Here is a 22,345-nt window from a genome sequence, read left to right on the forward strand (position 1 = left end):
CCCACGCCCGGCCGCGGCCCCGGACTCAGACTCCGGCGGCCTCCACCGGGCGGGCCCGCAGGGCCGCCCACGTGGGGATCAGGGTGGCGGCCAGGGTCAGGGCCCAGGCCGTGCCGACGGTCGTGAGGTAGACCGACGGCGGCCCGGTGGGCAGCCAGCCGTCGGTCACGGCGAGGGCGAACGGGACGAGCGTCGTGGCCGCCGCGATCGTTCCGAGCAGCAGGCCGACGACGGTGACGAAGGTCGCTTCCACCGTCATCATGCGCAGCACCTGGCCGCGGGTGGCGCCGGTGAGGCGCTGGAGGGCGAAGTCCTTGCGGCGGTTGCCGACGGCGACGGCCGTGGTGTTGACGACGGCGAGGGCGGTGTAGGCGATGAGCATTCCGATGATGAGGAGGTTGGCCCAGGTCTGGGTGCGGGTGTCCTCGGCGTGCTGAGCGGTCAGGGCGTCCCGGTCGGTGACCTTCAGTTCCGGGTGCCGCTGGGTGAGCGTGGTGAGCTCGCTCATGAGGTGCTCGCGGTCGGTGCCGGCCGCGGCGCGCACCAGGATCCGGTCCGGCAGGCCCCGGGTGGTGTGCGGGGCGAGGGTGGCGACGTCGGTCAAGGCGGATTCGAAGCCTTCGCGCCCCTTGAACAGGGCCACCACCCGCAGGTCCGCGGGGGTGCCGTCGCCGAGGCGCACCCGCAGGGTGTCGCCCACGCCGCGGTGCGTCCGGTGGGCGACGTGTTCGGGGAGGGCGACGGTGGCGCCCTTGAGGTCGGCCAGGCTGCCCGCGGTGGCCTTGACGGCGAGGGTGCGTGCGGCGCCGTCCGCGCTGACGCCCTCGATGCGGAGGCCGCGCTTGGCCTCGCCGTCGAAGTGCGGGCGCTCGGTCCAGGCGGAGCTGGTGACGGACGCGGCCGCGCCGTCGACGCCGGGCAGTCGGCGCACGGTGTCCAGGAGCGCGGGGTGCACTCCCCCGGTGACGGAGGTGAGCACGGCGTCGGCGCGCAGGTTCTCGGCGAACGCCTGCTCGGTGGCGTCGGCCGCGCTGGTCTGGAGGTAGAGCATGCCGGTGGTGATGGCGGTCGCGAGCATGATGGGGGTGGCGACGGCGGCCGTCCGGACCGTGGCGGCACGGCAGTTGAGGGCGGCCAGTCGGCCGGCCGGGCCGCCCAGGAGGCGGACGGGCCAGTGCAGCGGGGCGGTCACGATCTTGGTGAACCAGGGGCCCAGCAGGGCGAAGCCGGTGGCGCAGCACATGACGGTGGGGCCCGCCGTGCCCGCCGCCGAGGGGCCGCGCAGGACGAGGGCGCCGACGAGGGCCAGGGCCGTCGCCCCGGCGAGGAACAGCAGCCCGAGGACGAGGCGGACGGGGTGGCACCAGCGTTCCTGGACGGCCGCTTCGCCGAGGGCTTCGACGGGCCGGGCCCGTACGGCGGGCCGGGTGCCGAGGAGGCCGCCGACGACGGCGGTGAGCAGCAGGCCGCCGTAGGCGGGCAGGGCCGGGATCCAGCCCTGGCTGAACTCGGTGGTGTCCGCGACCATGCCGCCGCCCGCGAGCTGCTCGAACAGCCACCGGCCGAGGACCGGCCCGGCGGGCCAGGAGGCCGCGGCGGCGAGGGCGGCGACCATCAGGGTCTCGCCGAGCAGCATCCGGCGCAGCTGGCCGGTGGTGGTGCCGACGGCCCGCAGCAGGGCGAGTTCGCGTCGTCGTTGCCGGGCGGAGAGACCGACGGTCCCCGCGACGACGAACACCGCGATGCTGATGGCCAGGCCGCCGAACACCCCGGAGAGCGCGACGAGGTCCTCGCCACCCGTGATCACCTCGGGGTGTTCGACGCCGCCCCGGTCGTCTCCGGTCAGCAGGGACACGGACTGTCCGTCGAGTGCGGCGGCGATGCCCCTGCGGACGGTGTCGAGGTCCGCGCCGGGTGCGGTGACGACGGCGATGTCGGCGACGGTGCCCGCGCGGGGCGAGTGCCGCTCGGCGTCGGGCGCGGAGAGGAACAGGGTGGGCCGCGGGACGTCGCGCCCGGCGGCGGGGCGGGCGATGCCGCTCACGCGGTACGCGGCCGAGCCGCCGTGTGCGGCGATCCGCACGGTGTCGCCGACGGTCGCGCCCGCGCGCCGGGCGAGCCCCGCGTCGAGGACGACCTCGCCGGTCCGCCGGGGCGGGGCGCCGGTGTCGAGGGCGTACGGGGTGAGGGCGGCGGAGTCCCAGCCGTGGCCGACCGCCCGGTCGACGCCACGGCCCGCGCCGCGGCCGGTGCCGAGGACGGCGGCGTCGAAGGTTCGTTCCCCGACGGCCGTGCGCACCCCGGGCACCGCGCGGACCTTGTCGGTCAGCGCGGCGGGGAGCCCGGCCTGTTCGGGGAGGGCGAGCTGCTTGTTCTTCTTCCCCGGGCCCTCGTAGGTACGGTCCCCGGTGACGACGAGGTCGGCGCCGGCCAGGCGCTGCGGCGGGGCGTTGTCGCGGATGCCGGTCTCCATGAGCCCGCCGCAGGCCATCACGATGGTGGCGCCGAAGAACAGCGCGAGGAAGGTGGCGGCGAAGCCGCCCGTGCGGTGGCGCAGCGAACGCAGCGCGAGCTTGGTCATCACCGGGTGGCTCCGGCTGTTGCGCCGCCGGTCGTCCTGCTGTTCACGCCCACCCCTTTGGTCACGCTGATTGCCTGACTTCACGCTAGGGATCAAGCGCGTGCCGTCCCATGGGACGAGCGGGTGTCCTGGGGGTGGGGCCAGCCCTACCGTGCTCGCGGACGGCGCCGGTGCCGGGGCGCCGCCGCCTCCACCAGGAGCCAGCCGGCGGCGGCCATGACGACGGCGGCGGGGGCGGTGACGCGCACGGCGACGAGCAGGGCCGTGTGGCCTTCCAGGAGTCCGCCGAAGCCGACCATGGACAGGCCGAGGACGCCGAAGAGGGCGAGGGTGACGCCGAGGGCGGCGACAGGCCCGGAGACTTGGCGGGCGGCGCGGGCGGGCCGGTCGGTGGTGGGCTCGGTGACGGCCGGCTTGGTGGCGGTGGGCTGTTCCACCGTGCGGAAGAGGGCCACCAGCACCGCCGTGACGACGGCGGCGGCCGCGATCCGCAGCGGCGCCTGCACCCACCAGGCGGCGCTCGCCGGGGCGGGCAGCGGTACATCGAGGGCGAGCAGCACCCCGTACACCCCGAGCATGGCGGTGAGGTGCCACAGGAACGCGGTCATCGCGACCCCGTTCGCGGCGATCACGCCGCGCCACACGCGCGGCCGGTTCACGAGCCGCGTACCGGGCCCGCGCAGCAGCTCGACCGCGCCGACCAGCCACATGCCGTGGCAGAGCAGGGCGGCGGTGGGCGGCGACATGTTGCTGATCCTCTCGCCGGGCATGCCGACCATGGACAGCGGGTACGGGCCGAACACCACCAGCGCGGCGGCCGAGGCGAGGCCGGCGACGGCCAGCGCGGCCGGGACGGCGGGTGCGCCCAGACGGCCGTCGGCCCGCAGGAACCCGAGCTGGTGGACGGCGAGCCAGACGAAGGCGAAGTTCAGGAACTCCACGAACGGGACGCCGGCGGCGAAGCGCAGCACATCGACACCGGCCGCGGCGGCGACGAGAGCGGCGAACGCGCCCCAGCCGTACCGCTCGTGGAGCCGCAGCAGCGGCGGGGTGAACGCGACCATCGCCAGATAGATGCCGATGAACCACAGCGGCTGGGCGACGAGCCGGGCCGCGACGTCGGTGAGCGGCCCGCCGCCGCCGAGGAGTTGCACGGCGAGGGCGCCCGCGCCCCACACCGCTATGAAGACCATGGTGGGCCGGAGCAGGCGCTGCAGCCGGGCCCGCAGGAAGGCGGCGTAGGCGGGTCCGTCGGTCCTGCGGGCGAGGGACCGGTAGGAGAGGGCGTGCGAGAAGCCGCCGACGAAGAAGAACACCGGCATGATCTGGAGCACCCAGGTCAGCAGTTGCAGCCCCGGCTCCACGGCGAGCAGATTGCCGACCTTCGCGCGGCCGTCGGCGTCGACGGTCACCGCCGCCATCAGCCAGTGGCCGAGGACGACGGTGCCGAGGGAGGCGACGCGGAGCAGGTCGATGTAGCGGTCGCGCGTCGTGGGGGTCGCGGCGGCGAGGTCGCGCACGCGGGTGTTCGAGGGCATGGGCGCACGATGACGCACGGCGGAGAGCGGCCACCAGGGCGGTGGTACTCATTTCGGGCTGAGTACCGGGGCTCCGCCCCGGACCCCGGTCCTCAATCGCCGGACGGGCTGGTTTTCCAGCCCGTCCGGCGATTGAGGACGAGAAGCGCTCAGCCCCGCAGGACCGTCGCGCCCGGCGCCGGGCCCGACGTGACGCGGACCGCGCGGCACGTACCGGAGGCCCGCAGCGCGTCCGCGACCTTCGTCGCTTCCGCCTCGTCGGTCACCAGGAAGGCCGTCGTCGGCCCGGAGCCGGAGACCATCGCGGCCAGGGCGCCCGCCTCGGTGCCGGCGGCCAGCGTCGCGGCCAGCGACGGCCGCAGCGAGACGGCGGCGGCCTGGAGGTCGTTCGACACGGCGGCCGCCAGTGCGGCCGCGTCCCCGGTCCGCAGCGCGTCCAGCAGGGCGGCCGACGGCTCCGGGTCGGGGACGTCCGCGACGCCCGCGCCCGCGCCGGAGGCCTCGCGCAGCCGGTCGCACTCGGCGTAGACGGCCGGGGTGGACAGTCCCCCGTCCGCGACGGCGAAGACCCAGTGGAAGGTGCCCCCGACTTCGAGCGGGGTGAGCAGCTCGCCCCTGCCGCGCCCGAGCGCGGCCCCGCCGACGAGGCTGAAGGGCACGTCGCTGCCCAGCTCCGCGCAGATCTCCAGCAGTTCCTCGCGGGAGGCGCCGGTGCCCCACAGGGCGTCGCAGGCGAGCAGGGCGCCCGCGCCGTCCGCGCTGCCGCCGGCCATGCCGCCGGCCACCGGGATGTCCTTGTCGATGTGGATGTGCACGCGTGCGTCGCGGCCGTGCCGCTCGGCCAGGGCGAGGGCGGCACGGGCGGCGAGGTTGGTGCCGTCCAGCGGCACCTGGTCGGCGTCGGGGCCGGTGCAGGTGACGCGCAGTTCGTCGGCGGGGGCCACCGTGATCTCGTCGTAGAGGCCGACGGCCAGGAAGACGTTGGCCAGGTCGTGGAAGCCGTCGGGGCGCAGCCCGCCGACCGCGAGCTGGACGTTGACCTTGGCGGGTACGCGGACGGTGACGGACGCGGTCACGGGGTGCGGGCTCCTCGGCTCGTACGGGTGGCGGCTTGCCTGGCGGGGTGGCGCCGTCGCTACTGCTTGTTCTCCGCGATGGCCACGAACTCCTCGACCGTCAGCGACTCGCCGCGTGCCTGCGGGGAGATTCCGGCGGCGACCAGCGCGGCTTCGGCGGCGGGGGCGGAGCCCGCCCAGCCGGCGAGGGCGGCGCGCAGGGTCTTGCGGCGCTGGGCGAAGGCCGCGTCGACGACGGCGAAGACCTCTTCGCGCGTGGCCGACGTCTCGATGGGCTTCGACCGGCGGACGAGGGAGACGAGGCCGGAGTCGACGTTCGGGGCGGGCCAGAAGACATTGCGGCCGATGGCGCCGGCCCGCTTGACCTCGGCGTACCAGTTGGCCTTGACCGAGGGCACGCCGTAGACCTTGGAGCCGGGCGCGGCGGCGAGCCGGTCGGCGACCTCGGACTGGACCATCACCAGCGTGCGCTCGATGCTGGGGAACCGCTCCAGCATGTGCAGCAGGACGGGCACGGCGACGTTGTACGGCAGGTTGGCGACGAGCGCGGTGGGCGGGGGGCCCGGGAGCTCGGTGACGCGCATGGCGTCGCTGTGCACGAGCTCGAAGCGGTCGGCGCGCGCGGGCATGCGCGCGGCGATGGTGGCGGGGAGGGCGGCGGCGAGCACGTCGTCGATCTCCACGGCCGTGACCCGGTCGGCGGCCTCCAGCAGGGCCAGGGTCAGTGACCCGAGCCCGGGTCCGACCTCGACGACGACGTCGTCGGGCCGCACCTCGGCGGTCCGTACGATGCGCCGGACCGTGTTGGCGTCGATCACGAAGTTCTGGCCGCGCTGCTTGGTGGGGCGTACCCCCAAGGCTGCGGCCAGCTCGCGGATGTCGGCGGGGCCGAGCAGGGCGCCGGACTCGTCTGTGCTGGGGCTGGAACTCACCCGTGAAGTTTACGGCCGCAATGTGGCCACGGGCTCGCGCCCCGGCTCACGTACAGCTTCTTGGCCCGGTAGGTCTGCTCGGAGGCGGGTGCGTCCTGCGGCCGGCCCCTGCCGCCGAGCCCCTGCCAGGTGCGGACGTCGAACTGGTAGAGGCCCCCGTAGGTGCCCGAGGGGTCGACCGCGTTCGGCCGTCCGCCGGCCTCGCACTGCGCGAGTCCGGCCCAGTTCAGACCGTCCGCGCCCTGCACGGTGGCGGGGACCGCCTTGGTGCCGACCTTCACGATCTCGGTGCGGGGCTCCCTGACGATCTCCGAGCGGATCCGCTTCGGCTTCTGCCGGACGCCGTTGACGGTCCGCAGCGCGTAGGTGACGCGCTCGACGCCCTTCTCGCCGCGCTGCGCGACGACCTCGGTGCCCTTCTGGAGGGTGGGGTCCTTGCGGCGTTCGGTGCGGAAGTCGATGGGGATGTCACGGACCTCCTGGCTGCCGGTGATGCGCATGACGGAGATCGTCTGGCCCTCGCGGGGGAAGCTGTCGGGGTCGACGGAGGTGGTGTCCTGGCCGCGCAGGGTGATGCCCGCCTGTTCGATGGCCTCGTGGACGGTGCCCGCGTTGGTGCGGATGGTGCGCTCGCGTCCGTCGGCCATGAAGGTGACGGTCCGCTCGGTGCGGACGTCGAGGTCGAGGCCCTGGCGGGAGATGGCGGCGGAGCGGGAGGCGGACAGATAGGCGCCCTCGGCGCGCACGCCGAGCTGGCGCAGGGCGCCGTCGACGGTCCGGGCGGTGGTCCACACCTGGCGGTGCTCGCCGTCGAGGGTGAGGGCGAGGAGCCGGCCGTACCGGACGACGACCTCGTCGCCGGCGGCGAGGTCGTGGTGCGGGCCGGGGGCGACGATGTCGTGCTCGCCGACACTCATGTGCTCGTCGGCGAGGAGTTCCTCGACGTCGTCGGCGAAGGTGTGCAAGGTGCGGGGGGTGCCGTCGACGCTGAGCTTGACGGTCTTGTCGCTGGCGATGAAGGAGGACGTGCCGCCGGCGAGGAAGGCCACGACGAGGGCCTGCGGGACGAGGCGGCGCAGCCGGTCGGGGCGGTCGCCGGATCTCTTGCGCCGCCCGGGGTTGGGGCGGGGCGCGGGGTCCTCGGGCGGGAGCGGCGGCCCGAAGGCGCCGGGGGACTCGTGGGGCGCGGTGGGCGGCGCCGGGTCGTAGAGGGCGTCGGAGGCGGCCGGGCTCGCGTAGTCGTCCGGGGAGGCGGACTGCCGGGGCAGATACGGCTCGTAGGACTCGTACGCGCTGTAGGGGTCACCGGAGCCGTAGGGCTCGGACGCGTAGGGCTGGGGCTGTGGCCCGTAGGACTCGGGTTCGCGGGGCTCGGGGCAGTAGGTCCCGTACGGCTCGTACGGGACCTGCGGTTCGTACGCCGTCCGCGGCTCATAAGAGGTCTGCGGCTCGTAGGGCGCGTACGGCTCGTACGTCGGCGTTTCGGCCGCCCCGCGGTGTGCAGCGCGGGGGCTGCCCTGTGCATGACTCACGACACTCCACTGGGTCCGAGCTATCGGGCCGGGACTGTAGCGGAGTGATCCTCACTCTCCAAAGTCGTATAGTCACACTGTGTCGTGCCGTGAGGGTTAATAGCCGAAGGCGCGTGCGGTATTCGCGGCGACTGCCGTGGCCAGAGCGTCCTCGTGGACCCCCTTGATTTCGGCCATCGCGCGCAGGGTGACCGGAATGAGGTAAGGCGCGTTGGGCCGTCCGCGATACGGCATGGGGGTCAGGAAGGGCGCGTCCGTCTCGACGAGGACCAGGTCGGACGGGGCGACGGCGAGGGCGTCGCGCAGCGGCTGGGCGTTCTTGAAGGTGATGTTGCCCGCGAAGGACATGTAGTAGCCCGCGGCGGCGCAGACCTTGGCCATCTCGGCGTCACCGGAGTAGCAGTGGAAGACGACCCGGTCGGGCGCGCCCTCCTCCTCCAGGACCCGCAGCACATCCTCGTGCGCCTCGCGGTCGTGGATGACCAGGGCCTTGCCGTGCCGCTTGGCGATGTCGATGTGGCGCCGGAAGGACCGCTCCTGGGCGGCCATGCCCTCGGGGCCGGTACGGAAGTAGTCGAGGCCGGTCTCGCCGACGCCGCGGACGTGCGGCAGCGCGGCCAGCGCGTCGATCTCGGCGAGGGCCGCGTCCAGGGCGGCGTCGCCGCCGGGCTCGCGCTCGCCCTGCCGGGACCAGCCGTCGGGGTCGCCGAGGACGATGCGGGGGGCTTCGTTGGGGTGCAGGGCCACGGTGGCCCAGACGGCGTCGTGCGCGGCGGCGGTCTCGGCCGCCCAGCGGGATCCGGCCAGGTCGCACCCCACCTGGATCACCGTGGTCACGCCGACGGACGCGGCCTTGGCCAGCGCCTCGTCGACGGAGGACCCCTTCTGCATGTCCAGATGGGTGTGCGAGTCGGCGACCGGCACGTTCAGGGGCACCGGGAGGGGCGGGGGAACGTCCTTGTCGTCGTTCTTCTTCCGCTCGCCGCCGGTCGTGCCGCTGTTCGATGCTGTTGCCGCCATGACGCGATTCTAAGGATCGCCCGAGGCGGGGCTCACTTCCGGTGGAAGGGCTTCAGCAGGTCCGCGAGGTGCCAGTGGCTCCGGGCCCCGTCCGCGTCGCGGTGGCGCGGCTCGGCGCCGGTGTCGCGGGTGTCCGCGCGGGCGGGGAAGGGACCGGCGGTGGCCACCACCGAGCCGGTGGGCATGTGCAGAGCGTCGGAGACCTCGGTCACCTGGCCGGACCGCATGATGCGCACGACATGGCCACCGCAGTTCGCGCAGGTCGGGCGGGTCAGCGGGGAGGGGACGCGCTCGCCGTCCGCGTAGTAGGTGACGTACGCCCGGCCCTCCGCGTCGGCGTGGTGCGCGATCTCGTACGACTGCTCCCAGCCGTGCGCGCAGCGCATGCACGCGAAGGCGTAGGACTCGTGCCCGACGTCGCCCGTTCCGGGCCCCGGTCGGGGGGTGCGCGGTTCGGTCAGCGTGCGCGGTCGGTCTATCGGCTGAACACCGCTCGAGGTACCCGCGGTCTCGCTCATGGCAGCTCCTCTTGTCCGCTGGACAAGTCTCTCCGGGACCGGACGTCCCGTTGTCCAGGGAACGCCCGTCTCGGCGACGGCGCAGCAGTCCGGGCCTCGAATTGGGCCAAACTTGGCGGCTTCATATCCGAAGCGCCAGGCTGCCATGCCTAAGCTTTGCCTTTCACGATAACCCTATTACCTTCCGAAGCGCCCTACTTTGCGGCGTTTTTCGCCGCTACGACCGCGTCGAAGACCTCGCGCTTGGGCAGCCCCGCCTCGGCCGCCACGGCCGAGATGGCCTCCTTGCGACGCTCCCCCGCCTCCTCCCTGACCCGCACCCGGCGGACCAGCTCGGCGGGGTCGAGGTCCTGCGGGCCGGGCTCGGGGGCCCCCTCGACCACGATGGTGATCTCACCGCGGACGCCCTCGGCGGCCCACTCGGCCAGCTCCTTCAGCGGACCGCGCTTGACCTCCTCGTACGTCTTGGTCAGCTCCCGGCAGACGGCGGCCCGGCGCTCCTCGCCGAGCACCTCGGCCATGGCGGCCAGCGTGTCGTCCAGCCGGTGCGGGGCCTCGAAGTACACGAGCGTGCGCCGCTCGTCCGCGACCTCCCGCAGCCGCCCGAGCCGCTCACCGGCCTTGCGCGGCAGGAACCCCTCGAAGCAGAAGCGGTCCACCGGCAGCCCGGACACCGCCAGCGCGGTGAGCACGGCGGACGGTCCCGGCACGGCCGTCACCTTGATGTCGTGCTCGACGGCGGCGGCGACCAGCCGGTAACCGGGGTCGGAGACGGACGGCATCCCCGCGTCGGTCACCAGCAGCACCCGCGCCCCGCCCAGCAGCGCCTCGACCAGCTCGGGCGTACGGGCGGACTCGTTGCCCTCGAAGTACGACACGACGCGGCCGGTGGTGTGCACGCCCATGGCCTGCGTGAGCCGGCGCAGCCGCCGGGTGTCCTCGGCGGCGATCACCTCGGCGGCCAGCAGTTCGGTGGCCAGCCGTGGGGGCGCGTCGGCGACGTCACCGATGGGGGTACCTGCGAGTACGAGCGTTCCAGTCACGCTCCCATCCTCGCAGGGCCGGGAGCGGCGGCACGCTCCACGTCCCGTGGCGGCGGAATTCCCGGGCGCTCACCGGCACCGGAGTCCGCTCCCCGCACGCCCGGGCGCCCCTTTCCCGGAGGCTCGCCCGCCGGGGGTGCCGCGCCGTCGCCGGGACTCGCACAGGCGGGTTCCCTACGATGGCGCGGTGACCAGTGACACCGCGACGCGAGGCCGGCAGGGCCAGAGGGCAGACGGGCAGCCGCCCCCGTGGCAGCGCAGGCTGCGGCGGTTCGGGTATGCGGGGCGCCCCGGGCCGGACGTGCGGGAGCGGTTGGTGCCGCCGTACCCCGAGCCCGGTGTCCGGCTGTGGGGGGCGCTGGGGGTGCCTCCGGCGGCGGCGCTGCCGCTGGCGCGCGCCATGGGCTGGGCCGGGCCGCTGCTGGTCGCCCTGTTCGCGGGGCTGCTGAGGTTCTGGCACCTGGGCAGCCCGAGGGACGTCATATTCGACGAGACGTACTACGCCAAGGACGCCTGGGCGCTGTGGAAGCACGGCTACGAGGCCAAGTGGCCCGACAACGGCGCCAATGAGGCGATCCTCAAGGGCAGCACCGACATCGCCGACACCCCCACCTTCGTGGTGCACCCGCCGGTGGGCAAGTGGGTCATCGGGATCGGCGAGTGGCTGCACGGCCTGAACCCCTACGGCTGGCGGTTCATGGTCGCGCTGCTCGGCACCCTGTCGGTGCTGATGCTGTGCCGCATCGGACGGCGGATGTTCCGTTCCACCTTCCTCGGCTGTCTCGCGGGCGCCCTGCTCGCCGTGGACGGACTGCACTTCGTGATGAGCCGCACCGCGCTGCTCGACTCGGTGCTGATGTTCTTCGTGCTGGCGGCGTTCGGCTGTGTGCTGGTGGACCGGGACAGGACCCGGGCCCGGCTGGCGGCGGCGTTGCCGGTCGACGAGGGCGGCGTGCCGCGGCCGGACGCCGAGGTCGGCGAACGGCTCCGGCTGGGCGTGCGGCCGTGGCGGCTCGCGGCCGGGGTCTTCCTGGGCCTGGCGTGCGCCACGAAGTGGAACGGCGCGGTGTATCTGGCGGCGTTCGGGCTGCTGGTCGTCCTGTGGGACCTCGGCGCGCGCCGGCTGGCCGGTGCCCGCCGCCCGCACGTCGCCACGCTGCGGCGCGATGTGCCGTGGGCGTTCCTATCGACCGTGCCGGTGGCTCTCGGCGTCTATCTGGCGTCCTGGACCGGCTGGTTCGCCAACAGCGGTACGTACACCAAGGAGGGCGGCTGGCAGCACAGCGGCTATCTCCGGCACTGGGCGGAGACCGAGGGCGGCCACAGCCCGGACGGTTTCCTCGCGGGAATCCTCAACCCGCTGCGCAGCCTGTGGAAGTACGAGAACGACGTGTGGGACTTCAACACGAACCTCTCCTCGCCGCACACGTACCAGTCCAACCCGTGGAGCTGGCTGGTCCAGTCGCGCCCGGTGTCGTACTTCTACGAGTCCCCCAAGCCGGGCGAGGACGGCTGCCCGGCCGACGCGGCGGACAAGTGCGCGCGGGAGGTGCTCGCGCTCGGCACCCCGCTGCTGTGGTGGGCGGCGTGCTTCGCGCTGGTGTATCTGCTCTACCGGTGGGCCTTCCGGCGGGACTGGCGGGCGGGCGCGGTGCTGTGCGCGGTCGCCGCGGGTTATCTGCCGTGGTTCATGTGGCAGGAGCGGACGATCTTTGTGTTCTACGCGGTGGTGTTCGTGCCGTTCCTGTGTCTGGCGGTGGCGATGATGATCGGAGCACTGCTGGGGCCGCCGGGTTCCTCGGAGCGGCGGCGGATCGCGGGCGCGGTCGGCGCGGGCACGCTGGTGCTGCTGATCGCCTGGAACTTCGTCTACTTCTTCCCCATCTACACGGGCCAGGCGATCCCGTTGGACGCGTGGCGCAACCGGATGTGGTTCGACACCTGGATCTAGTTTCGACACCTGGATCCAGTGGAGCCGGTGAATCCGCTGGAGCCGGTCGGCGGCGCCCCAACAGCCGCTTCCGGCCATGTCACTCCATGCGTCACTCCCGTCCCGTAGAGTTCCGATACAGACGTTTTGATCAACTGATTAAAACGCCGGGAACTGGGCGGGGGCCTGGAGGGGGATGGACATGCGCAAGGGCGCGAAGATCGCGGTGGGCGGGGTGGCCGTCGCGATGGTGGGGGCGGCGGGGCTGGGCGCGTACAACCTGGTGGACGCGGTCGCGGACGGCACGGGGACGAAGAGCGAGGCCGCGCCCGTGCGCACCGGGCCGCCGACCGGGGACGAGGTCGACAAGGCCGCCCACGACTTCCTCGCGGCGTGGGCGGCGGGCGACACCGAGCACGCCGCCACCCTCACCGACAACGCGTCCGCCGCGTCGGCCGCGTTGACCGGTTACCGCGAGAGCGCCCACGTCGAGAAGGTGACGCTGGAGCCGGGCGCGGCGACGGGCGCGAAGGTGCCGTTCACGGTCACCGCCGAGATCGCGTACGGGAAGCAGCACTCGACGTGGAAGTACGCGTCCTCGCTCGCTGTCGTCCGGGGCCGGACCAGCGGGAAGGCCTTGGTCGACTGGCAGCCCACGGTGGTCCACCCGGAGCTCAGGACCGGCGGGACGCTCAGGACGGATGCCGTCCAGGCCCCGCAGGTCACCGCCCTCGACCGGAACGGCGAGGTGCTGGACCCCAAGGACCACCCCTCGCTCGCGCCCGTACTGCCGCAGCTGCGCAAGCGCTTCGGGGAGAAGGCGGGCGGCGAGCCGGCGGTGGAGGTACGGGCCCAGGGCCCCGACGGCGGCGCCGGCGCCCGGACCCTGCACGTGGTCTCCAAGGGCAAGCCCGGGACGTTGCGCACGACGCTCGACTCGGACGCGCAGCGGGCCGCCGAGGCCGCCGTGGCCAAGCGCGCCGACGCGTCGGTGGTCGCGGTGAAGCCGAGCACGGGCGAGATCCTGGCCGTCGCCAACTCCAGGAAGACCGAGTTCAATCCGGCGCTCCAGGGGCAGACCGCGCCCGGCTCCACGATGAAGGTCGTCACGGCGGCGACGCTGCTGGAGCAGGGCAAGGCCGCGCCGGGCAAGCCGCTGCCGTGCCCCAAGTACGCCACGTACGGCATGCGTTTCCACAACGTGGAGGAGAGCGAGAACCCGAAGGCGACCTTCGCGCAGGACTTCGCGGCCTCCTGCAACACCGCCTTCATCTCGCTCGCCGACGACATCCCCGACAACGCGCTCGCCGCCGAGGCCAGGGACGTCTTCGGGCTCGGCCTGGAGTGGAAGACCGGCATCGGCAGCTTCGACGGCAGCGTGCCCGTGGACAGCGGGGCGGGCAAGGCGGCGGCGATGATCGGGCAGGGTCGGGTGCAGATGAGCCCGCTCAACATGGCCTCCGTCGCCGCGACCGTGCGGACCGGATCCTTCCACCAGCCCTATCTCGTGGCCCCGTCGGTGGACGACCGGGAACTCGCCCGGGCGGCCCGGCCCCTGCCGGCCCCGGTCGCGCGGGACCTGCGCTCGATGATGCGGCTCACCGCGCTCTCGGGCACGGGCGCCCGGGCCATGGCCGGCCTCGGCGGTGACGTCGGCGCCAAGACGGGCTCGGCCGAGGTCGACAACCAGGCACAGCCCAACGGCTGGTTCACCGCCTACCGCGGCGACGTGGCAGCCGCGGCCGTCGTCCCCCAGGGCGGACACGGCGGCGACTCGGCGGGCCCGATCGTGGCGGCGGTCCTGCGGGCGGGGTGACACGTCCGTAGGTGCCGCCTACGGCGGCGAGCGCCCTGCGGGCGCGTCCTCAAGCGCCGGACGGGCTGGTTGTGGCCGGGCCAAGCGCAGCAGCCCGCTGGGGGAGATTGAGGACACCGCCGCGCAGCGGTGGTGCACCGGCACGCTAGCGTCCAGGCATGCGCACCGCAGCCCCGCGCCGCTCCCGTGAGCACGGCGCATGACCCCCCTGATAGCCGCGGCGGTGCTCACCGCCGCGGTCACGCACGCCGGTTGGAACGCCCTGGCGGCCGGCATGAAGGACAAACTCGTCGCCTTCACGCTCGTGGGCAGCGGCGGTTCGCTCTGCGGGCTGGCGATGCTGCCGTTCGTGGCGGCCCCCGCCGCCGCGGCCTGGCCGTATCTGATCGCCTCCGTGGTCGTGCACGTCGTCTACCAGGCCCTGCTCATGCGGTCGTTCACGCTCGGCGACTTCGGTCAGATGTACCCGATCGCACGCGGCACCGCGCCGCTGGCGGTGACCGTCCTCGCGGCGGTCTTCGCCGCGGAACTCCCCGGCGCCCCGCAGCTGGCCGGGGTCGCGGTGGCCTCCGCCGGGCTGGTCGGCCTCGCGCTGTGGGGCATCCGGGGCTCCGGCGCCCCGCCGCACTGGGCCGCGATCGTCGCGGCGGGCTCGACGGGCCTGGCCATCGCCTCGTACACGGTCATCGACGGCCTGGGCGCCCGCGCCTCCGGGACGTCCCTGGGCTTCATCGCCTGGCTGATGGCCCTCGAAGGGCTCCCGATCCCCCTCTACGCACTGGCCACCCGCCGCGGTCGGCTCCTCGCCGAAGTGCGTCCGTACGCCGTGCGCGGCCTCATCGGCGGGGTGTTGTCCTTCTTCGCGTACGGGCTCGTGGTGTGGGCCCAGACCCAGGCGGCGCTCGCCCCCGTCGCGGCGCTGCGGGAGTCGTCGATCATCGTGGGCGCGGCCATCGGGGCGGTCTTCTTCAAGGAGAGGTTCGGTGCGCCGCGCATCGCCGCCGCGGGGCTGATGGTGGTGGGGATCGGGCTGATGCTGCTGGGTTGAGGGCCGACGGGCCCCGTCACCCGCCGCGCAGCGCCTCACGCAGCCCGTCGTTCGAGATCAGGATGCCGCCGTCGACGGGCAGCGTCACCCCCGTGATCCACGACGCGTCACGCGAGGCCAGGAAGGCGACGGCGGCCGCGACGTCCTCGGGCCGGCCGACCCGGCCCAGCGGGTAGTGCCCGGCGGCCCGCTCCAACGCCTCCTCCCGGCCCGCCCAGTTGGGGGTGTGGACCGTGCCGGGCGCGACGAGGTTGACGCGCACGCCGCGTCCCGCGCAGTGCCCGGCCAGGGTGCGGGTCAGGCTCGCCAGCCCGGCCTTGGCGGCGCTGTAGGCGTGGTTGCCGAAGTCCTGTTCGCCGTTGACCGAGCCGATGTTGACGACCGATCCGCGGCCGCCGGCCGCGGCGAGGTGCGGCATGGCGGCCCGTACGCACCGGAAGGCGCCGGTGAGGGTGATGTCGAGGTCCTTGCACCAGGTGTCGTCCGGCTGGTCCTCGACGAGAGGCGCGTCGGGGTGGCAGGACAGGGCGTTGTTGACGAGGATGTCGAGCCGCCCGAAGAGAGCGACCGCGTGGGCCACGGCCGCCTCGACGGCGGTGCGGTCGCCGACGTCACAGGCGAGCCACTCGGCGGCGACGCCGCCCGCCCGCAGCCCCTCGGCCGCCCGCTCGGCCCGTGCGCCGTCGAGGTCGGTGAGGAGCACCCGGGCGCCCTCGTCGGCGAAGCGGCGCGCGGTGGCCTCGCCGATGCCGCGCCCGGCGCCGGTGATCAGTACCGCGTAGCCGTCGAACCGTAGTGCCATGCGGCAAGCGATACCCAGCCGGGGCGGCGCCAATCACCCCGTGCAGCCGGGCCGGGCGGCGAACGACGGGACCGCCTGCCCCGTCAGCCCTCGAGTACCTTGCCGACCGCCCGCACGAGCGCCTGGGCACGCGGGTCGGCGGTGACGTTCTTCTGCATGCCGTTGGTGACGTAGCCGAAGGCGGTGCCCGACTCGGGGTCGGCGAAGGCGAGGGAGCCGCCGCGGCCGGGGTGGCCGAAGGAGCCGGGGGCCAGCAGCGGGCAGGCCGGGCCGTGCAGCATGTAGCCGAGGCCGAAGCGGGTGCCCACCACGAGGACCTTGTCGGGCCCGGCGGACTCCTCCGTACGGGCCAGGGTGAGGGTCGCGGGCGCGAAGAGCCGTCGGGCTCCGTCGACCTCGCCGATCAGCGAGGCGTAGAAGCGGGCGAGGGCGTCGGCGGTGGCGATGCCCGCGGAGGCGGGGAGTTCGGCGGCGCGGTAGGCGGGGTCGTTCTCGTCGGCCTGCGGGTCGATCGCGCCGAACGCGCGACGGGTCAGGGAGCCGGGGTCGCTGTAGGCGTCGGAGACGGACCGCTTGGGGCGCATCCGCAGTCCGGGGGTGGCGGGCTCGGCGGGGGGTGCGATGTCGGCGATCCGGCCGACCCGGCCCCGCTCGGCGTCCGGCAGGCCGATCCACAGGTCCAGGCCGAGCGGCCCGGCTATCTCCTCGGCGACCCAGCGGCCGATGGTCCGCCCGGTGACCCGCCGGACCAGCTCGCCGAGCAGCCAGCTGTAGGTCTGCGCGTGGTAGCCGTGGGCGGTGCCGGGCTCCCAGGCGGGCGCCTGCGCGGCGAGGGCGCGGGGGCCGCTGACGCCGTCGATGGCCTCGGCGGGGGTGAGCGGGGTGTCCAGGACGGGCAGCCCGGCGCGGTGCGAGAGCAGATGGCGGACGAGCAGCCGCTCCTTGCCGGCCGCCTTGAACTCGGGCCAGTAGGTGCCGACGGGCGCGTCGAGGTCGACCAGCCCGCGCTGGTGCAGCAGCAGCGGCACGGCGGCGGCGACGCCCTTGGTGGCGGAGCGTACGACCTGCGCGGTGTCCCGGGTCCAGGGCTCACCCGCCGCCTCACCGGACGAGCCGTCGGCGTTCTTGGCGCCGCCCCACAGGTCGACGACCTTGCGCCCGGCGCGGTAGACGACCACGGCGGCGCCGCGCTCGCCCCGCCGCGCGAAATTGCCCGCGAAGGCGTCCCGGACCGGTTCAAAACCGTCCGCCACCGTGCCCTGGACGTCCACTGTTGTCTGCTCCTACTGTGCCGATCGCTACAAATCCCTCCACCATGGTGCAACGCGGTCGTCCATGCGCTGGGGCCGGGGGCCCTGAAACGTCATGTCCGGCTGATCCTGATTGACGGCTCACCCGCCCGGGACCACCACCGACCGGGGGTCGAAGCCGAACGGCAGCTCCAGCCGGTGGGCCCGCATCAGCTCCTCGTCGCAGAGCAGCTCCTGCGTGGTCCCGTCCGCCGTGATGACGCCGTCGCTGAGCACCACCGCGCGGGGGCACAGCTCCAGGGCGTACGGCAGGTCGTGGGTGACCATCAGGACGGTGACGTCGAGGGAGCGCAGGATGTCGGCGAGTTCCCGGCGGGAGGCCGGGTCGAGGTTGGAGGAGGGCTCGTCCAGGACGAGGATCTCGGGCTCCATGGCGAGGACGGTCGCCACCGCCACCCGCCGCCGCTGCCCGAAGGAGAGGTGGTGCGGGGGCCGGTCGGCGAAGGCCTCCATGCCGACCCGGGACAGCGCCTCGTGCACGCGCGCGTGCAGCCCGGCGCCGCGCAGCCCGGCCGCCGCGGGGCCGAAGGCGACGTCCTCGCGCACGGTCGGCATGAAGAGCTGGTCGTCAGGGTCCTGGAAGACGATGCCCACCCGACGGCGGATCTCGGCGAGGTGCCCCCGGTCCACCGGCAGCCCGGCCACGCGCACGCTGCCCGCGCCGCCGCCGAGGATGCCGTTGAGGTGCAGGACGAGGGTGGTCTTGCCGGCGCCGTTGGGCCCGAGGAGGGCGACGCGCTCTCCCCGTCCGACCGTGAGGTCGACGCCGAAGAGGGCCTGGTGCCCGTCGGGGTAGGCGAAGGCGAGGCCGGAGACCTCCAGGGAGGGCGGGGTGGGCACAGAGGAAGGGGTCATGTCAGGGTCCGTCCGGTCAGGCAGACCGCGAGCGCGGCCAGCGGCAGCGCGGCGGCGTACGTCCACTGGGCCCGTGTCGCCCGCACGTCGTCGATCACGGGCATGGTGCCGGTGTAGCCACGGCTGAGCATCGCCAGATGGACGCGCTCGCCCCGCTCGTAGGAGCGGATGAACAGCGCCCCCGCGGTCTTGGCGAGCACCCCCCAGTGGCGTACGCCGCGCGCGGTGAAGCCGCGGGATTCGCGGGCGACGCGCATGCGCCGCATCTCGTCGGTGATGACGTCCCCGTAGCGGATCATGAAGGACGCGATCTGGACGAGCAGCGGGGGCAGCCGCAGCCGCTGGAGGCCGAGCAGCAGATCGCGCAGCTCGGTCGTGGCGGCGAGCAGCACGGAGGCGGCGACGCCGAGCGTGCCCTTGGCGAGGATGTTCCAGGCGCCCCACAGGCCGGGCTCGCTGAGCGAGAGGCCCAGCACCCGGACCTGCTCGCCCTCGGCCACGAAGGGCATGAGCACGGCGAAGGCCACGAACGGCACCTCGATCAGCAGCCGCCGGAGCAGGAACCCCGGGCGCACCCGGGCCGTCGCGGCGACCGCGGCGAGCAGGGCCGCGTACGCCGCGAAGGCCCACAGGGCCTCGCGGGGGGTCACGACGACGACCAGGACGAAGCAGAGGACGGCCGAGATCTTGCAGTGCGGGGGCAGCCGGTGCACGGGCGAGTGCCCCCGCACGTAGAGCTGGTGATGGGTGTGGCCGGCGCCCATGTCAGACGGTCTCGCTCGCGGCGGTCCCGGTCGCGGCGGCCGCGGCCCGGTCGCGACGGCGGCGCACCACGACCCAGGTGACGCCGGTGCCCACGAGGAGGGTCGCGCCGACGCCGATGACGCCGGCGAGGCCGCCGGAGATCCGGCCGTCGGTGATGTCGGCGACCTGGTAGTCGGCGAGCGGGGAGTCCTTGGCGGCGTGCTCCTCGGTCTTGCTGTCGATGCCCTTGTCGTGGGCGACCTTCTCCAGGCCGTCGGGGCTGGCCGAGGCGTAGTAGCTGCCGACGCCGGCGAGGGCGAGGGCGGTGAGCAGACCGGCGAGCGCGAAGCGGCGCGTGGAGCGGGCGGGCTTGGCGGGCGCGGGCACCGGGGCGGCGTCGGGGGCCGGGGCGGCGTCGGTCCCGGATCGCAGCGGGGAGGTGCGCAGTTGGAGCGGCGCGGTGAGCCCCCGGGCGCCGTACACGAGGTCGGGGCGTACGGCGAGGACGGCGCCGACCGTCAGCGCGGTGATCACCGCCTCGCCGATACCGATCAGGACGTGCACGCCGGTCATCGCGGTGAAGACCTTGCCGATCGGCACGTCGGTGGTGCCGCCGAGGGCGTAGAGCAGGGTGAACGCGACGGCCGCGGCCGGTACGGACACGAGCGCGGCCACGAAGGAGGCGGCGGTGACGGAGGAGCGCCGGCGGGGCAGCACCGCCAGCAGCAGCCGGAACAGCCCGTACGCGACGAGCGTCGTGACGACCGCCATGTCGGTGATGTTGACGCCGAGGGCGGTGAGGCCGCCGTCCGCGAAGAGGACGGCCTGCATCAGCAGGACCACGGATATGCAGAGCACTCCCGTGAACGGGCCGACGAGGATCGCGGCGAGCGCGCCGCCCAGCAGATGGCCGCTGGTGCCCGCCGCGACGGGGAAGTTGAGCATCTGGACGGCGAAGACGAAGGCCGCGACCAGTCCGGCGAGCGGCGCGGTGCGCTCCCCGCCGAGGCCGTCGGCCGGGGCGGCGCCGCCGAGTTCGCGCCGGGCGCCGCGCAGGCTGACCGCGACGGCCGCGGCGGCGACGGCGCCGGTCGCCAGGGACACGGGGGCGTCGATGAATCCGTCGGGTACGTGCATGCGGGGCTCCGCTCTGCTGGTTCGTGCGTTCGGATCGTCGGGGCTCGGTCGTGCGTTCGGGTCAACGGGGCTGTCGGGTCACCGGGCAGCGCGGGCGGGCGGCCCGGTACGCCCGTTCGGGCCCGGTTCGTTCAGCCGTGAACCACGCTGAAGTCGTCCGATGATAGGGGCCCTCTGCGAATACCTCGCAAGAGCGTGCACACCGCTTCTGCACGCCCCTCGCCCGGCCGGGCCCTCCCCCGCAGCAGCAAAGGTGGCGAGAGCGGACATCTCCCCAAATGCTGAGGTCGGGAGGTACGTCACATGACCACGGCCACCGCATCAGCGGCGGAGGTCCCCGCGGCCCCGCCCGCGCTCAGCCGCCGCCGGACGAATCTCGTCTTCGTCACGATCGTGCTCGGCATGCTGCTCGCCGCTCTCGACCAGACCATCGTCTCCACCGCGCTGCCGACGATCGTGGCGGATCTGGGCGGCGGCGGGCACATGGCGTGGGTGGTGACCGCCTATCTGCTGGCGGAGACGGTCTCGACGGTGCTGGTCGGCAAGTTCGGCGACCTCTTCGGGCGGAAGATCGTCTTCCAGCTGAGTGCGGTGGTCTTCACGGCTGGTTCGGTCTTCGCCGGCGCCGCCGGCTCCATGCCCATGCTGATCGCCGCCCGCGCCCTCCAGGGCGTCGGCGGCGGCGGGCTGATGGTCACCGCCATGGCGCTGATCGCGGACGTCATCCCGCTGCGCGAACGCGGCAAGTACCAGGGCGCGCTCGGCGCGGTCTTCGGGGTGACCACGGTCGTCGGCCCGACCCTCGGCGGGATCTTCACCGACCAGGCCACGTGGCGCTGGTGCTTCTACGTCAATGTGCCGGTGGCGATCGTCATGGTGATCATGGCGGCCCGGACGATCCCCGTCGTCCGCTCGGCGGTACGGCCGGTCATCGACTACGCGGGCATCGCCCTGGTGGCACTCGGCGCCTCCGGCCTGGTCCTCGGCCTGGAGTGGGGCGGCAACGAATACGCGTGGGGCTCGCCCGTCATCATCGGTCTCTTCCTGGCCTCGATCGCGCTGCTCGTCGCGTTCGTCCTGGTGGAGCGGCGGGCGAAGGAACCGATGCTGCCCATGCATCTCTTCCGCAACCCCGTCTTCACCATTTGCTCGGTGCTCAGCTTCATCGTGGGCTTCGCGATGCTCGGGGCGCTCACGTATCTGCCGACGTATCTCCAGTACGTGGACGGGGTGTCGGCCACCATGTCGGGCGTACGGGCACTGCCGATGGTCGCGGGGCTGCTGGGCGCCTCCCTGCTGTCCGGCATCGCCATCAGCCGCACCGGCCGTTATCGCGTGTTCCCCATCGTCGGCATGGCCGTGATGGCCCTCGGGCTGTATCTGATGTCGACGATGGGCGCGACGACGGGCTCCTGGCTGGAGTCGCTCCACATGTTCGTGCTCGGCGCCGGCATCGGGCTGGCCATGCAGGTGCTGACGATCGCCGTGCAGAACACGGTGCCGTACCACGAACTGGGCACGGCGACCTCGGGTGTGACGTTCTTCCGCACGCTCGGCAGCGCCTTCGGCACGGCCATCTTCGGCACGCTCTACACCAAGCAGCTCCGGCCCAATCTGGAGGACGCGCTCATCCGCACCCCCGGGGTGCCGCCGTCTGCGGTGCAGAGCCCGCAGGACCTCGCCCGGCTCTCGCCGGAACAGGCGCGGCCCGTCATCGACGCCTACGCGGAGACGATCAACTACGTCTTCCTGTGGGTCGTGCCGGTCGCGCTGGTCGGCTTCCTGGTGGCGTGGTTCCTCAAGGAGGTGCCGCTGCGCGACAGCGCCCGGGCCGGGGCGTCCGACATGGGCGAGGCCTTCGCGGCGCCGTCCTCGGCGGAGGCGGACCAGCAGCTGGAACGCGCGGTGGCGAGCGTCATGAGCCACGCCAGGGGCCGTCCGGTCAGCCGGGAGATCCTCGCGGAGTCCGGCAGCCCGCTCGCCCCCGCCGACGCGTGGACGCTGGGCCAGATCCACTGGCGCCACCGCATCCTGGGCGGCGCGTCCCTCAGCGCGGTGGCCGCCGCCCACCGGATGCCGCCGGAGGTCCTGGAACCGGTCTTCGCCCGCACGGCCGAGGCGGGTTACGCCCGGGTGGACGGCGACCGCCTGTCGCTGACCCCGGCGGGCGAGGCGGAGATAGAACGCCTGAGCGCGGCCTGGCGCCACTGGCTCGACACCCGCCTGGAGGACTGGGACGTCACCGACCCCGACGACCGCGCCCGCCTGGACCGCGCGCTGAACAACATGGCGGAACGGCTGCTGGAGGAGGACGAGGAGAAACGGGAACACCTGGCGGTGTAGCGAGGCAGGCCTCCTGCCGGGGACGCACCACCGCTGCGCGGCGGTGTCCTCAATCGCCGGACGGGCTTGATTCGGCTGAGCTCAGCCATAACCAGCCCGTCCGGCGATTGAGGACGCGCC

At 73.7% G+C, this 22,345-nt stretch carries 17 protein-coding genes; 4 read left to right on the forward strand and 13 right to left on the reverse strand.

Annotated elements, in window-relative coordinates; all coding sequences use genetic code 11:
* Nucleotides 1–25 precede the first annotated feature (25 nt).
* From AB8O64_RS15060 to rsmI, 8 genes are all read right to left on the reverse strand, one after another.
* Nucleotides 26–2,581, reverse strand: a complete 2,556-nt coding sequence (locus AB8O64_RS15060; protein ID WP_370419629.1) for an FtsX-like permease family protein — start codon at nucleotides 2,579–2,581, stop codon at nucleotides 26–28.
* Between the two features lie 146 nt (nucleotides 2,582–2,727).
* A complete protein-coding gene (locus AB8O64_RS15065) occupies nucleotides 2,728–4,119 on the reverse strand; it encodes an acyltransferase (RefSeq protein WP_370419630.1) in 1,392 nt (463 codons plus the stop codon).
* Between the two features lie 149 nt (nucleotides 4,120–4,268).
* Nucleotides 4,269–5,195, reverse strand: a complete 927-nt coding sequence (locus tag AB8O64_RS15070) for a 4-(cytidine 5'-diphospho)-2-C-methyl-D-erythritol kinase (RefSeq protein ID WP_370419631.1) — start codon at nucleotides 5,193–5,195, stop codon at nucleotides 4,269–4,271.
* 59 nt (nucleotides 5,196–5,254) lie between these two features.
* Entirely contained in the window at nucleotides 5,255–6,127 is an 873-nt protein-coding gene (rsmA, locus tag AB8O64_RS15075) for a 16S rRNA (adenine(1518)-N(6)/adenine(1519)-N(6))-dimethyltransferase RsmA (RefSeq protein WP_356449331.1), read from the reverse strand.
* Nucleotides 6,124–7,659, reverse strand: a complete 1,536-nt coding sequence (locus tag AB8O64_RS15080) for a ubiquitin-like domain-containing protein (RefSeq protein WP_370419632.1) — start codon at nucleotides 7,657–7,659, stop codon at nucleotides 6,124–6,126. The genes rsmA and AB8O64_RS15080 overlap by 4 nt, the downstream gene beginning before the upstream one ends.
* A 96-nt stretch (nucleotides 7,660–7,755) precedes the next feature.
* Entirely contained in the window at nucleotides 7,756–8,679 is a 924-nt protein-coding gene (locus AB8O64_RS15085) for a TatD family hydrolase (RefSeq protein WP_370419633.1), read from the reverse strand.
* 32 nt (nucleotides 8,680–8,711) lie between these two features.
* Entirely contained in the window at nucleotides 8,712–9,197 is a 486-nt protein-coding gene (locus AB8O64_RS15090; protein WP_370419634.1) for a hypothetical protein, read from the reverse strand.
* Nucleotides 9,198–9,391: 194 nt separating this feature from the next.
* Nucleotides 9,392–10,240: a 16S rRNA (cytidine(1402)-2'-O)-methyltransferase gene (gene rsmI, locus AB8O64_RS15095; protein WP_362219755.1), complete on the reverse strand. Its 849-nt coding sequence runs from the start codon at nucleotides 10,238–10,240 to the stop codon at nucleotides 9,392–9,394.
* A gap of 187 nt (nucleotides 10,241–10,427) precedes the next feature.
* On the opposite strand from rsmI, the gene AB8O64_RS15100 reads away from it, so the two are divergent.
* The 3 genes from AB8O64_RS15100 to AB8O64_RS15110 all read left to right on the forward strand — a co-directional run bounded on the left by AB8O64_RS15100 (nucleotide 10,428) and on the right by AB8O64_RS15110 (nucleotide 15,034).
* Nucleotides 10,428–12,191 (forward strand): dolichyl-phosphate-mannose--protein mannosyltransferase, encoded by a 1,764-nt coding sequence (locus AB8O64_RS15100; protein ID WP_370419635.1) that lies wholly within the window; start codon nucleotides 10,428–10,430, stop codon nucleotides 12,189–12,191.
* Between the two features lie 175 nt (nucleotides 12,192–12,366).
* Complete coding sequence (locus tag AB8O64_RS15105) at nucleotides 12,367–13,986, forward strand: penicillin-binding transpeptidase domain-containing protein (protein WP_370419636.1); 1,620 nt, start codon at nucleotides 12,367–12,369, stop codon at nucleotides 13,984–13,986.
* Nucleotides 13,987–14,185: 199 nt separating this feature from the next.
* Entirely contained in the window at nucleotides 14,186–15,034 is an 849-nt protein-coding gene (locus tag AB8O64_RS15110) for an EamA family transporter (protein WP_370419637.1), read from the forward strand.
* Nucleotides 15,035–15,050: 16 nt separating this feature from the next.
* Here AB8O64_RS15110 and AB8O64_RS15115 read toward each other — a convergent pair whose 3' ends face one another.
* The 5 genes from AB8O64_RS15115 to AB8O64_RS15135 all read right to left on the reverse strand — a co-directional run bounded on the left by AB8O64_RS15115 (nucleotide 15,051) and on the right by AB8O64_RS15135 (nucleotide 19,882).
* Nucleotides 15,051–15,836, reverse strand: a complete 786-nt coding sequence (locus AB8O64_RS15115) for an SDR family NAD(P)-dependent oxidoreductase (protein WP_370419638.1) — start codon at nucleotides 15,834–15,836, stop codon at nucleotides 15,051–15,053.
* An 83-nt stretch (nucleotides 15,837–15,919) separates the two neighbouring features.
* Nucleotides 15,920–17,107 carry a serine hydrolase domain-containing protein gene (locus tag AB8O64_RS15120; protein ID WP_370419639.1) on the reverse strand — a complete coding sequence of 396 codons (1,188 nt, stop codon included), beginning with the start codon at nucleotides 17,105–17,107 and terminating at the stop codon, nucleotides 15,920–15,922.
* 120 nt (nucleotides 17,108–17,227) lie between these two features.
* Nucleotides 17,228–18,001, reverse strand: coding sequence for an energy-coupling factor ABC transporter ATP-binding protein (locus AB8O64_RS15125; RefSeq protein ID WP_370419640.1), 774 nt, complete (start codon nucleotides 17,999–18,001; stop codon nucleotides 17,228–17,230).
* A complete protein-coding gene (cbiQ, locus tag AB8O64_RS15130) occupies nucleotides 17,998–18,765 on the reverse strand; it encodes a cobalt ECF transporter T component CbiQ (protein WP_370419641.1) in 768 nt (255 codons plus the stop codon). Before cbiQ ends, AB8O64_RS15125 begins: the two co-directional genes overlap by 4 nt.
* A 1-nt stretch (nucleotide 18,766) precedes the next feature.
* Entirely contained in the window at nucleotides 18,767–19,882 is a 1,116-nt protein-coding gene (locus AB8O64_RS15135; RefSeq protein WP_370419642.1) for an energy-coupling factor ABC transporter permease, read from the reverse strand.
* A gap of 303 nt (nucleotides 19,883–20,185) precedes the next feature.
* On the opposite strand from AB8O64_RS15135, the gene AB8O64_RS15140 reads away from it, so the two are divergent.
* Nucleotides 20,186–22,225: a DHA2 family efflux MFS transporter permease subunit gene (locus AB8O64_RS15140; protein ID WP_370419643.1), complete on the forward strand. Its 2,040-nt coding sequence runs from the start codon at nucleotides 20,186–20,188 to the stop codon at nucleotides 22,223–22,225.
* Nucleotides 22,226–22,345: the final 120 nt, after the last annotated feature.

Origin of the sequence: Streptomyces sp. QH1-20 (assembly GCF_041283565.1) — a bacterium.
GTDB lineage: Bacteria > Actinomycetota > Actinomycetes > Streptomycetales > Streptomycetaceae > Streptomyces > Streptomyces syringius.